This is a genomic window from Arthrobacter sp. UYCu723 (genome assembly GCF_054059215.1).
Genome location: NZ_JBSSBW010000001.1, coordinates 3,312,417 through 3,325,300 on the forward strand (window position 1 = coordinate 3,312,417; position 12,884 = coordinate 3,325,300).

General features: G+C 59.8%; 4 protein-coding genes and 2 pseudogenes. 3 read left to right on the forward strand and 3 right to left on the reverse strand.

All coding sequences use genetic code 11. The features are described from left to right. The first annotated feature begins 88 nt into the window (after nucleotides 1-88). On the forward strand, nucleotides 89-3,949 hold the full coding sequence (locus tag ACVWZ8_RS15565) for a CDP-glycerol glycerophosphotransferase family protein (RefSeq protein WP_456505101.1): 3,861 nt from the start codon (nucleotides 89-91) through the stop codon (nucleotides 3,947-3,949). Nucleotides 3,950-4,060: 111 nt separating this feature from the next. Here ACVWZ8_RS15565 and ACVWZ8_RS15570 read toward each other — a convergent pair whose 3' ends face one another. Then, complete coding sequence (locus ACVWZ8_RS15570; protein WP_456505102.1) at nucleotides 4,061-6,457, reverse strand: CDP-glycerol glycerophosphotransferase family protein; 2,397 nt, start codon at nucleotides 6,455-6,457, stop codon at nucleotides 4,061-4,063. Between the two features lie 528 nt (nucleotides 6,458-6,985). Between ACVWZ8_RS15570 and ACVWZ8_RS15575 the strand changes: the two genes are divergently transcribed. Together ACVWZ8_RS15575 and ACVWZ8_RS15580 are read left to right on the forward strand one after the other, a co-directional pair. Continuing rightward, a complete protein-coding gene (locus ACVWZ8_RS15575; protein ID WP_456505103.1) occupies nucleotides 6,986-7,984 on the forward strand; it encodes a capsular polysaccharide synthesis protein in 999 nt (332 codons plus the stop codon). Between the two features lie 607 nt (nucleotides 7,985-8,591). Further along, on the forward strand, nucleotides 8,592-9,632 hold the full coding sequence (locus ACVWZ8_RS15580; protein ID WP_456505104.1) for an AAA family ATPase: 1,041 nt from the start codon (nucleotides 8,592-8,594) through the stop codon (nucleotides 9,630-9,632). Nucleotides 9,633-10,023: 391 nt separating this feature from the next. Here the strand turns inward: ACVWZ8_RS15580 and istB are convergent. Together istB and istA are read right to left on the reverse strand one after the other, a co-directional pair. Further along, nucleotides 10,024-10,840, reverse strand: a pseudogene (istB, locus tag ACVWZ8_RS15585) (IS21-like element helper ATPase IstB). Continuing rightward, nucleotides 10,837-12,515: pseudogene (gene istA, locus ACVWZ8_RS15590) on the reverse strand (IS21 family transposase). Before istA ends, istB begins: the two co-directional pseudogenes overlap by 4 nt. Between the last annotated feature and the right edge of the window lie 369 nt (nucleotides 12,516-12,884).

Consider the following 12,884-nt stretch of genomic DNA (forward strand, 5'->3'; position numbering starts at 1 on the left):
TGCACTCTGCCTGCTGGCAACTTAAACTTAGGCGTGGACAGTGCCGGCAGCGCGTCTGCTCGGTGGTTCTAGAACATGGAGGAAAATAATGATTGGTTGGCAATTCGGTTATTGGGGAGGTCGCGAGTTCGAGAAGCGGGGCAACTGGAAGATGGCTGCCTCCGTCTATCAGAAGTTGTGGGATCAGGGGGGATCTGACAACGCGAGGGTTGCCTACAAACTCGGCCATGCATACTTCCGGCTCGACCACCTCGACCTGGCGAAGAAGTACATCGCCTCAGCGGTCGAGCTAGATGCGAAGATCGCCACCTGGCACTACCGGCTCGGATTCATTAACGAACGCCAGAAATTGTGGGCCGAGGCGCTGCACTCCTACACCTTGGCCACTGACCTTGAGCCTCAGAGTGCCGAGTGGTTCTACAGGAAGGCCCAGTGCGAACAGGCCCTGGGGGCAAAGGAGGCAGCCCAAGAGTCCCTCCGCACTGCCGTGCATCTAGACCCTAACAACGCCAAGTTCCACAAGGCATTGGGAAAGCAATTGGGCCAAGGCGCTGCGCGCTGGCAGGAGATCGAGGCGCTGGAGGACGGTTTGGCGCTGCACCAGCAAGATGCGGACTGGTTGGTCAAGCTCGCCGGGGCCTACTTTGAAATGGAACGCTTCTCGGCGGCGTCGGAGCTGTACGAGCGCGCCATTCAGCTGCGGCCGAAGGATGCCCGGCTGCTGTTCGCTACAGGTCTCGCGCATGCAGGAACAGGTGCTCCAACCGTGGCACAGGAATGGTTCAGCCGTGCTGTGGCCGCTGATCGGGAACTGGGGGCGGCCCGCTTCGGGTATGGCGTCTTTTTTGAAGCCTTGAGGGACTGGGACGGTGCTGCCGGCGCGTATCTGGAACAGCTCAAGGTCAAGCCGCTGGATGCCGAGCTGCACTACCGCCACGGCTTCGCCAACGATCGTTGCTACAAGTGGTCTGAGGCGGTTTCCTCCTATGAGGCTGCAGTTGCCCTGAAGCCGGATGAAGCATATTGGCACTACCGGCTCGGTTTTGCCCAGGAGCGCCTTCACCACTTGCAGGAAGCTGCTGATTCGTATGGAGAGGCGATACGAGTCAGTGAGCCGCAGAAACCGTATTGGCTATTTCGGCTGGCCTATGTGCTCCACGAAATGGGGCGCTACCGGGAAGCTACTGAATCCTATGTCGCGGCAGCAGGACTGACGCCGATAGATCAGATTTTCGATGAGTCCGGTGAAGCGCAAACGTCAGAGGTGCATGAGCGGCTGCTGAGTTTGGTGAGGCAGTTGGCCGGATCTGTGAAGAGCAAGTTGGACGCAAAGTCGTATTTCGACGTCGGCGCGGATGCAGAAAAGCTTGGGGACTGGCCGGCTGCAGCCAACCTCTACAGCCAAGCCGTTCTGCGGAGCAACGATCACAAACCCGGGTGGTATAACAGGCTCGGCCATGCCTTGGCTAAATCCGGAGAGGCAGAAAAAGCCTGCGATGCTTTTCGGCAGAGCCGGATCTTCGCACGTCCGTATGGCGTAAGCGAGCAGGGCTACTCAAAGTCGCCCGCCGTGAAGACGGTCATTGAATACGTGGAATACTACGAGAGCCTGCCGATCGTTGAAAACACTATTCTGTACGAAAGCAACTTGGGCACGTCTATTGACTGCAACCCCCTATCAATGTACGAAAAAATCGTCGAAGATCCAAAATACTCCGGATACGTCCATATTTGGACTGTGGCAAACGGGAAAGTGTCGTTGCCTGCCAGCCTCTTGGGCAGGGAAAATGTCCGCATCGTAGTGAAGCAGTCGGACCTGTATCTGAGGTACCTGGCGACCGCCGAGTACCTCATCAACAACTCAACCTTTCCCTCCTACTTCGTTCTGAAAGACGGCCAGTCTTATCTGAATACCTGGCACGGGACCCCGATGAAGAAGATGGGCACCGATGTAGAAGGTGCTGCCCTTGAACATGCCAACGTCACTCGAAATCTTCTTCAGGCCACCCACCTTCTCAGCCCGAACGAGCACACCACCGATGTGCTCACCCGTGCGTTCGGAGTGGACCAGCTTTTCGCCGGTCGCATAGCGCTCACCGGTTACCCCCGAATTGATAAGACGGTGAAATCTTCGGCTGCGCGCCGTGACGCCGTCTTCGGCGCGCTGGGTATAGACCCCGAGGACCACAAGCCAATCGTGCTCTACGCACCCACCTGGCGAGGAAGTATGAACGCCAAGGTATTGGACGCAGAGGCGATGGCTCACGACATTGAAGCGTTGGCTTCGTCGTCTGATTTTCACTTGATGGTGCGTGCCCACCACTACACCGAGGACCTCTTGGTCGGGAGCGACCAGCCAATCGCAGTGGTCCCGCGGACCCTGACGACTAACGATCTGCTTTCCGTTGTCGACGTCCTTATCACGGACTACTCGAGCGTCGTTTTCGACTTCATGGCGACCGGTCGCCCTGTGGTGCTGTACGCTCCGGACCAAGAGGAATACGCGGCGGAACGCGGGCTGTACTTCGATATGGAAAGCCTCCCCGGTCCTGTCTGCAGCACTGTCGAAGAGGTTCTGGAGGGGGTTCGCAGCGGGCTGGCCGCCGACCAAACGCATCCAAGGTACGCAGCCAACCAGGCGCGCTTCACGCCCGCAGAAGATGGTAACGCGGCAGAAAGGGCAATAGCGTTCTTCTTCGAAGACGACGCCCAACATGAAGTCGCTCTCCAGAAGAAGGAAAGCTCGCTTCTCTTCAGGCACGGAATGAACCCTAACGGCATGACGGCTTCCCTGCTCAATCTGCTGCAGGCGCTCGATGCTGACCGCCATGCCCTGACCCTTCTCATTGACGCAGCCGGGGTGTCGAACGATCCCCAGCGGTTCGCCGCGTTCAAGTCGCTTCCGGAAAACGTACGCACCGTGGGTCGAGTGGGTCGTCAGATCTCCAGCGTGGAGGAGCGCTGGATAATTTCGACCTTCAATCGGTTGAACAGCTTTTCAACTGATGAGCAAAAGCAGATATATTTCAATGCGTTCAACCGGGAATTCCGGCGACTCTTTGGAAAATCGGCGTTCGACGCTCTTGTGGAGTTCGATGGCTATTCTCCCTTTATGGCTTCAATCCTGCTTGGCGGTCGCAGCGGGGCAAACAATAGCGAGATTTTCCTGCACAACGACATGCTGGCCGAGAACCAGTCGAAGTACCCATATTTGCGTGAGATGTTTGCGCTATACCGCGAGTTTGACGGGGTCATATCGGTATCGGAAGCTCTTAGCGAGGTCAACTCCTCGAAGTTGTCGGGCAGCTTCGACATTCCGAATGAAAAGTTTGGCTTCACGCCGAACGTCATCATTCCGAGTACTATTCTGGCCAAGGCCTCCGAGCCAATCGTGTCCCCTGTTATTGAATGGATGGCCGGCCCGGGCCAGGTTTTCACCATAAGCGCGCGTCTATCCCCTGAGAAGGATCACGCCAAGTTGTTGCGTGCGTTCAAACAGATCGTAGATGAATCGCCGGAAACGCGACTTGTCTTGATCGGTGACGGGGTTCTGGCAGGGGAACTGCGGAGATTGACCCACGACCTTGGGCTGGCGGATTCCGTCTTCTTTGCCGGAATGCAGGAGAATCCCTTCGCAATTTTGCGAAGCAGTGACTGCTTCATCCTGTCGTCCAATCATGAAGGCCAGCCAATGGTCTTACTTGAAGCCATGGTCCTGGGCATGTCGATCGTTGCCACAGATATCGACGGCTCCCGCGGCGTCCTCGCAGGTCCGGACGGAGATCACGGGCTGCTGGTACCGAACTCGGTGGACGGGCTCGTTGCAGGCATGCGGGAATATTTGGCCGGGAATGTCCAGCCGGCCACGTTTGATGCCGAACAGTATGTGGCTGGTGCAATAGCCAAGTTTGAAAGTGTTGTTGGCTCGGAAGTTGCACTAACCCGATAAGAGGATACGACAAGAGCGGCTAACGGAAGGTGAATCCGTTAGCCGCTCTTTGTTCTGGCCCTTCCGCAGCGCCTAGTTGGTTCAGCGCACGCCGCCTCGGACCAGAGCCGGTTAGTTGTCCCGGACGGATGTCATGCGGCCCGCGGGGTGGTAGTTTCCGAGCTCGAGCATGCGGGAAAATACTACTTCTGAACACCTGGGACTGTCCCAAGGATTGAACTCCTTGGTCCACGCGGCATACGACTCCTGGTATGTCTTCCGAGACTCCGTCAGGTCCCGAAGAACCTCAATCACTTCTTCACGGGTGTGGCACAGGGGACCGGGGGCCTTGTCCGCCAAGTCAAAATACACTCCCCGACCTGATCCGGTGTAGAAATCCCAATCCGGGACGAAGAAGACCACGGGTTTTCCGGTGACGCTGAAGTCGAACATGATGGATGAATAGTCTGTCACCAGGACGTCGGCGGCGGCCATGAGGCCCGACGGGTCATTGTATGAGGTCACGTCAATGACCCCCGTGGCTTGCACATTCTGGCCGCGTCGAAGGCTCACGGAATGACCGCGGAGGAGAACAACGAAGTCCGGACCCAGCGCTTCGGCCATTGCTCCCGCTTGGATGAGGTCCGGAGAGCCGGCGCTTTCCTCCCTCCACGTGGGCGCGTAGAGTACCACCGTTTTCCCGGCAGGAATGTTCAGCGAGGCACGGACTTGTTGTCCGAGGTCGTCGCTGTCGAACAACGCGTCGTTGCGCGGATAGCCTGACTCCAGGATTTCCCCAGAATAGGCGTACGCACGTTTGAAGACTTCGGTGCTATGAGGGTTCTGGGAAACCAGGAGGCTCCACTCGTTGGCGTCCCGCTCTATTTTCGCCGCCCGGCTGGCCTTGTCCCTGGTGCCCGGCCGGTCTAATCCTAGGAGCTTCAAGGGGGTTCCGTGCCATGTTTGCACTAGGATCTGTTCCGGGTGCCGCTGATACTTATCAGGCACCCAGCAGTTCGTGATGACAAATCTGGATTCAGCAAGGGCCTTCCACGACTGTGAGCTGTTGCGTACCACCGGCGTGGCACCTTCGGGCAGCGAAACGGACAGGTCTGCCACACCGACATAGAGTCGGGCGTCCGGAAGCCGCCGCCTCGCCTCATGGAAGAGAGCCAACGGGCTGTCGGAGAAGTTCTTTCCAAACCAACTTTCAAAATAGAAACAATCGTTCCGTAGTTCGGACGAATCACGACTTGCCGTACTAACTTTCCGTTGGTTGTACTCACCCAACTCAGTAGGCAACATTGGCGGACTGACATGCACATAAACCTCGTTTGCCGGAGAACGCTCCAAGCGAATGTTGAGGCTGTCCGAGTAGTGGGCCTTATACAGCCGGGCCGTTAATGACTTCGCGGGGCGCAAACGGTCGTATGACTCATCATTGAACTGGACAGTAACCCGGTAACCGCCTGACGGTACGGGAGCTGTGCCGGATTCCAGCGGACTGAGGAGGGGAATCGAAAAGATAAAGCGGCCGGCCTCGTTGGTAACGAGTGCCCCCGGAACGCTGGTACGTTGCCCGTCGAGGGACAGCCCTACCGGCTTGGACTGCTCGCCCGAGTAGGACCCCGAGACGGTTAGGTGCGGGCTGGGAAGAGGGTAAAAATCGATGCTACTTGCCTCGATATTGTGTTGGAGACGGTCCAACCGCAGTACACCGCTGGGACCGGTAGTCAGGACGAGCCCGTCCTCACGCTGACCAGCCTGTATAGGGGCATTGGTCCAATGCACGAGTCTGCTTTTGTCGCCTGCCTGGAGGTAGATTCGCCAGGTTTCCTGGGCGTCTGCCGCAAAATCCGGAAGGTTTGCGGTGTTGAAAGCGATTTCAACCCAGCTTCCCTCGCGGTTGAAGAATGAGGCGTCTACCTCACGCTCGGCCTCATCCTTGAGGACGGCCAAGTCCGGCGTGAAGCGTCCGATGCTTTTGACCCAAAGCCGAAGTTCCTCTCCGACGAATGAGGCTGCATGGGCGACTGCTATGCGTTGGGCAACCTTAAATTGCAACCCGTTCACGGTCCAACTGGGAACGACTTGTACGCCATTGTCGAAGCCGCACGCATCCAGTGCACCTGCCGAACCCCATCTATATCGATCAGTCAATTTCGATTCGTGTGTCTGCCGGCCGTCAGATATGGCGACATGAGCGGTCAAGACGTTACCCTGCAAAGTGGCCGCCGCCAGATGACTGTCAAAGTCGAACACTGCTTCAAAGGCACAAGTTGAAACGTCAAACGAAGTGTTCGAGCTCCGCTCGTTGGCTGCCGGCTCGGTGTATGGGCGGACCAACGCATTCGTCCGGCGCCCATTGTCGTCCTCCAGCCAGACCTCGACCTCCGTCGTCGCAGACTTCGAGGTTGCAGACAGCAGGTAGGCCCAGAGCCTTATGGTGTAGGTCCGTGCGCCCGTCCAGGTAGCCGCGCGAAGCTCGGCCCTCGCGGGAAGGGCTTCGTTTGTTACTTCCTTGTTCATCTTGGGAAAGTTCGCCTTTGGTTAGGTTCTGTTGTGGTTCGCTTCCAAATTGTACCGTGGAGCGATTTTCGGCCGCTTCGAGGGGAGCCTCCTCGCAACAGGGATGTCGCCGTTCTGACGGTGGTCACCGAAGCCGAGTGGCTGCCTCTGTACCTCCGTAGAGGGTGAGGACTGGCCAGTAGATTAGCCAGCGTTTAGTGTTTCCTGTGTCCGAGGCCGCTATGGCGTTCGGGACGTCGTGGTGGCTGGTCCAGCAGGTCATCGGCGACGCCGCCCTCCGCCTGCCGGGAGCATGACGCAGGGACCCGGGCGTGGCTTTAGCTGTGTTAGCTTGTGGCATGAGTGCTGGGGTATAGTTATCTCCGCAGAATATGGCACAGCGTGGAGGCGTTCCTCACCCAGTCAGGGGTTTACCCCGGGCATTGTGTCCGAACGGACGAACGGCCCCACCCCCACAGCGAAGGTGAGGATGGAGGACAACGCCCGTCAGGCTCGTCGCCGGTAGAATCTTGAGATTACATCTAGCAAATGGGGAAAGACATCGTGATACCGGGCCTTGAGTTGCGTCGCGAAACTGACCGAATTAATCGTGCAGGAACCCTCGCAGCGCGGGAAAAAAATAGCGAAGCGAAAGCGCGGGAGCTCTTCGCCGAAGCGTTGGGCAAGGACGTGTATGCATGCCAGGACGACTGGGACCTCCTTGCGGAATCCACCCGGGCATTCCGGGCTCGCGTGCAGTTAAGGAACCTACTTCGTCTTCGAATGGTTCCTATGACCCGTGCGGCCAAGGTTTTCAACGCAGAGTATGTGATGCCTGAGGATTGGAAGCCAAAGGTATTCGTCTATTGGGGGCAGGGTTTCGAGAATGCCCCGGACATTGTTAAGTTCTGCCATGCGGAGCTTCATCGTCTACACGACGCCGATGACCTCGTGGTCCTCACGGACGAAAACCTATCTGACTGGGTGGAGCTGCCGGCTGACTTGCGGGAAATGCTTGGGGAGAATCGAACCGCATTCTCGGATGTTCTGCGGTTTGAGCTACTCGCTAAGTACGGTGGTATCTGGATCGATGCCACGTGCCTTCCCACGGTTCGCCTTCTGGATCACTTCGACGAGCTGATCGGCGAGGCAGGGTTTTTCGCCTTTGAGACCAAGGAAAAAACTATTTCCAGCTGGTTCCTCGCGAGTCGTCCTGACAACTATTTGACGCATCTAGTCAGGGACTCTCTGCGGCTTTACTGGCGGGTGTTTGACCGACCCGTGACGTACTTCTATCTCCACTTCATTTTCCAACTCTTGCATACCATGGATAGCCGATCGGACCGGATCTGGTCCAAAGTTCCAAGGCCGAAGTACGATCCGCGGACTTTCGGTCGCGTTCTCAAACGTCGCGCAGATGAAGTCGATGCTGAAAAGATCGTAGGTGCCAGCATTGTGCATAAGTTGTCGTACAAGCGAGACCCCTCGGAAGTGGGTCCGGGTACAGTATTCCACGAGCTAATCCATGGATCATTTGTCAAGCGCTAGCGTGAGCTGCTAACGCCAAAAAAACATGACAATTTCTGCCAATTGAAAACAGGGCCACCGACCATTCTGGAAGGTGATCAATTTTGATGATTGGGCTGATGCGCCACCTGGTTTCGACAGGCAAGCACTCGAAGCGTGAGATCGGCAGGCCCTTAAGAGTTTCCCGCGGAACGGTGGAGCGCGCGCCGGAGTCGGACCGGGCGCCGAATTACCAGCGGGCAGCAGCAGGACAGCGGGAGTGTCGAGTTTGATTCGTTTGCTCCCAAGGTGCGCGAGCTGTAGGTGAGGGCGCTGAGAATGTCAATCTGACTTGAGCCCACCTTGGGGTGAAATTGCAGTCTGATCGGGGCCCACCTGAATATGTCAAACCTGATTCAGGGCCGGTGTTGCAACCTGATTCAGGACCACCCACGACCCTGCAAACCAGCGTCCCGACCTGCAGCTTCTGCCTCATCCTTGGTGCCGTAGTCAGCACCGAAAGCACGGCCAGTGCCCGCATTATCCAACGGAGACTGCCCGTACCGCGTGAATACTACGACCAAAAGGGAGTTGATACTGGTGAGGCCAACCCCCGTCCCGGTCGGGAATCGAGTACTACAGTGGATGCATGGCTGCCAGCCGCAATCCGCTCGACGACCTGCGCGAAACCATCGGCCATCTGACCGATCAGCTCAGGCTGCACGGTTCGGAGCGCGTTGATGACCTGGTCGGCGATCTCATCGGTGCGAGGCCCGGGCCGGCCCGGCCGCTGTCCGAGGTGCAGGCCGAGCTCGACGCGCTGGTCGGACTGGAGACCGTGAAGGAACAGGTGCGGGCGCTCGTCGCACTGCTCCAGGTTCAGGCCCGCCGTAAGGCGCACGGCCTGCCGGAGGTGGCCACATCACAGCATCTGGTGTTCCTCGGAAACCCGGGCACGGGCAAAACCACCGTGGCGCGGCTCCTGGCCGAGATGTACCGCGCGGTCGGTCTGCTGCAGAAGGGCCACCTGGTCGAGGTCGACCGTTCGGGCCTGGTGGGGCAGTACGTCGGCGCGACCGCCATCAAGACGGACCGGGTGATCCGGCGTGCGCTGGACGGGGTCCTGTTCATCGACGAGGCCTACGCGCTGGCCCCGGAGGACGGCCGGATGGACTTCGGCCCCGAGGCGATCGAGGTCCTGCTCAAGCGGATGGAGGACCACCGCCACCGCCTGGTCGTGATCGTGGCCGGGTACCCGCGGCTGATGGAGTCCTTCTTGCTCTCGAACCCCGGACTGCGCTCCCGGTTCGCGCGCGAGATCACGTTCCCCGACTACTCCGTCGACGCACTCCAGACGATCTTCCACCAGATGCTGGCCCAGCACGAGTACAGGCTGGAGCCGGGTGCGGACCAGATGCTGCGCCGCATCCTCACCGGGCTCCACGCGGGTGAGGACTCCGGCAACGCACGGTTCGCCCGCACGCTGTTCGAGCAGGCGCTCAACCGTCAGGCGCTGCGGCTGTCGCTCGACGAGGAACAAAGTCTCGACGCGCTCGATCGTGAGGCCGTCATGACGCTCACCGCGGACGACATCGTCCAGGCCGCGCTGGCCTTGGGCGAGGAGCCGGAGCCGGAACCGACGCCGGAACCGGAACCGGAGCAGTCACGCTGGTGGCGCTGGCTGGTCTGACCGGATCTGCGGCGGCTGTCAGGCGAATGCCCGTCCCGCCCCCGAGCGGGAAAAAGCACAACTATTCCACTCTCGTGCAACCGGAGGACAGCTTTCCTACCGACCCCAAGCTTGCTCGCTACGGCCCTGGACCCCCAACCGGTCACAAACAGCGCCACCGCGGCTTCGCGCTGCTCCTCAGACAACGAACTGCCCTTAAACATGAAACTGCTCCCCGAAAGTTAGAACTGAATCTTCAGTCCAACTTTCGGGGAGTTCATTCAGCTGGTGCCCGCCTTCTTCGTCTTCCGGGGACGATGGGCACGAAGGGTAAACCTCAACTGCCTGCCGTCTCAGTTCCCTAACGTGGGACAGTCCCGGTTGGGCACCCCCTCCACACGGCCGGACGCCTTTAGTCGTCTGCGAGTTGTTGGTTCTTGGTGTGGGCGAGGCGGTAGGAGTCGGTGCCGGTTTCGATGATGGTGCCTTGAAGGTGAGCCTGTCCACGATCGCTGCGCAGAGGCGGGGGTCGGTGAAGGTCTTCGTCCAGCCGGAGAATGATTCGTTGGTCGCGATCGCAACAGATGCTTTTTCTTCCCGTTCGGTGAGGACCTGGAAGAGGAGTTCGGCGCCTCGTTTGTCCAGTTCCATGTAGCCAAGCTCGTCGATGCAGAGCAGGTCAACGCGCCCATAGCGGGCGATGGTCTTGGCTAGAACCTTGTCGTCCTCTGCTTCGACGAGTTCGTTCACGAGGCGAGTGGCGAGGATATAGCGGACCCGGAAGCCTTTCTCCGCGGCTGCTGTCCCGAGGCCGATTAGCAGGTGGGATTTGCCAGTTCCGGAGTCTCCGATGAGGCACAGGGGCTGGCCTTTGCGGATCCAGTCTCCGGTGGCCAGGGTATTAATGGTTGCCTGGTTGATGTTCGGGTTCGCGTCGTAATCGAAGCCGCCGAGCCACTTGTCCGAGGGAAGTTCGCTGATTTCACCCGTCTCAGGGAGGAGCGCCGGTCCCGGTCATCACACTCTGCAAGCAGGATCTCAGCGAGGAATCCCTGGTAGGAGAGTTGTTCTTTCCCTGCCACGGCCAGCGCTTCGTCCAGGACTGCCCTGATGGTGGGCAGGCGCAACCGCCGGAAGGCCTGATCAACGGCCGCTACTGCGGCTTGTTCTGTCAGGCCGCGTCGGCGTCGAAGGGTCTGGGACACAACAACGGGTACGGTGGGGCTCATGAAACCTGCTCCTTGACTGGCGGGGTGGGTGATGACTTGGCACGGTGTTTGAGCAACTCGTCGTAGCCGGCCACCGAAGGCAGGGGGCGTTTGTCCGGCGGGAGGCCGGCGATGACGGCTGCGGGGTCGGTGAGGCGGCGTTGGGTGAGACTGACAACGCGGTGCTCGAGGACATCGGCTTTCGCGCCGGGATGGCAATCGGGCCGGACCCACCCTGGAGCGGTCCTTTCGGCGGCGACCCGCCTGGCTTCGACGGCGACGACGTCGGCGCTGACGGCACCGACCCCCAGGGCAGCGCTGATCCCGTCGGTGACGTCCCGGGCATCCATGGTCCGGTGCAGGAGCAGGACGTCGATGAGTTGCCGGGTGGCGTCGGCGTCGCCGACTGTCCTTCTGGCCGCGGCCCAGAAGGCGTCGTGGGCGGGTGTGAACTCACCGGATTCCCGCGCCTGGGCCAGGGCGGTGGACCCGGGCAGGGCGCCGGGTTTTATCCTGAGTACTTCCAGATAGTGGTCGAGCTGCACGCATTGCCCGCCTCTGGCCACGGTCCTGGGGTGTGAGGCGATCAGGGTTCTGCCGTCGAAGATGCGCACCTCGGTGGCGCGCAGGGAGACCCGGACTTTGCGGTTGATGAATCGTACCGGGACGGAATACTTCGTCGACCGGATGGTAATCAGGGATGACCTGTCCACCCGGGGCGTGAGGATCAGGCCGGGATCAAAGTCCTCTGCCGGCAAGCGAGACAGCAGGGGCTGTTCGACGGCGAAGTCCTGACCAATGGTCCGGATGCGTTGAGAGATCCGACGCCGGTCTTCGGCCTCGTCCCAGACGCGGAGCTTCTCATTGAGCTCCATCAGGCTATCCACTGCCGGAACGGGGGTCAGGAAGTTCCGGCGGAACCGGCCCACTTCCCCTTCCACTCCGCCCTTCTCGTGGGCGCCCTTGATTCCCGGTTCGCAATAGAAGGCATCGAAACCATAGTGGGAGCGGAACAGGACCCACCGCTCGTTCTCCACTCTCTGGCGGCCGGCACCGTAGATGACTTTCGTGACCGCACTCGTGAGGTTGTCATAACGGATGTGCTCCGCCGGGACACCTCCGAGTGCTCAAAAGCCTCGATGTGGCCTTCCAGGAATGCCTCCTGGCCGCAGGTCGGATATACCCGGTGCACGGACTTCCCGGAGTGGGACAGCCGGAAGGCGAACATGTAGCAGCGGGTGCGGACCCCGTCGATGTCGATCCAGACATCACCGAAATCGACCTCAGCCTCCGCGCCCGGGGAGTGTTCCTGGGGGACAAAGACTTCCAAGGGTGCTTTTCCGGCCTCGAACGCGATCTCGGCCCGGCGGGCCTTTACATACTGGCGCACCGTCGAATATGAGATCACCGCCTGGTGTTCGTCAACCAATCGGTCAAAGACGCGTTGGGCCGTGTGGCGTTGCTTCGGCGGAGCAACAAGATCAGACTGAAGCATCAGATCGATCAGGGACCTGTACCTATCCAACCTCGGGGAGGAACGGGCGGGAACCCTGCGGGTCGGTGGTTCTGCCGCTGCGAGGGCCTGCCGGACCGTCCTGCGGGAGACGCGATGCTCCCGGGCAAGCGAACGGATCGACCATCCTTTGACCCGGGCGTCCCGACGGATCCGTGCGAATAACTCCACCCTCAACCCCATCGCTGCCTTCCATCGTCGGAAAAACACTTTGATGAAATCAACGGTGGGGTGGGCTCAGCTGAAACTGCGATTCATCTCCCGGCGAGCCGTCAGGTGGGTCCCAAACAGACTGCGAAAGTGGTACCAACTCAAGCTGCCATAATCAGGGCGCCGACGATGCCGGCTGCGACGCTGGCGGAACAAGTGGCTTGTCCGGTTCCGCGTCGCTGTTCCTGGCGAAGGCCGCCGCGATCCGGCCGGAATACGAAGCGCCGGACTCGGCTGACCGTGTGGTCCACGAACCGGGATTCCGGATCCAGTGCGACCTCTGGTTCCCACGAACGGCTGCCGCGCGGTGACGGCCTAGGGCTCTAGGAGTTCAAGGACGAG

Excerpts from the sequence above, each read along its gene's own strand:
- ACVWZ8_RS15565 (WP_456505101.1), top strand. The coding sequence starts at position 89 with ATGATTGGTTGGCAATTCGGTTATTGGGGAGGTCGCGAGTTCGAGAAG.
- ACVWZ8_RS15570 (WP_456505102.1), bottom strand. The coding sequence starts at position 6,457 with ATGAACAAGGAAGTAACAAACGAAGCCCTTCCCGCGAGGGCCGAGCTT.
- ACVWZ8_RS15575 (WP_456505103.1), top strand. The coding sequence starts at position 6,986 with ATGGGGAAAGACATCGTGATACCGGGCCTTGAGTTGCGTCGCGAAACT.
- ACVWZ8_RS15580 (WP_456505104.1), top strand. The coding sequence starts at position 8,592 with ATGGCTGCCAGCCGCAATCCGCTCGACGACCTGCGCGAAACCATCGGC.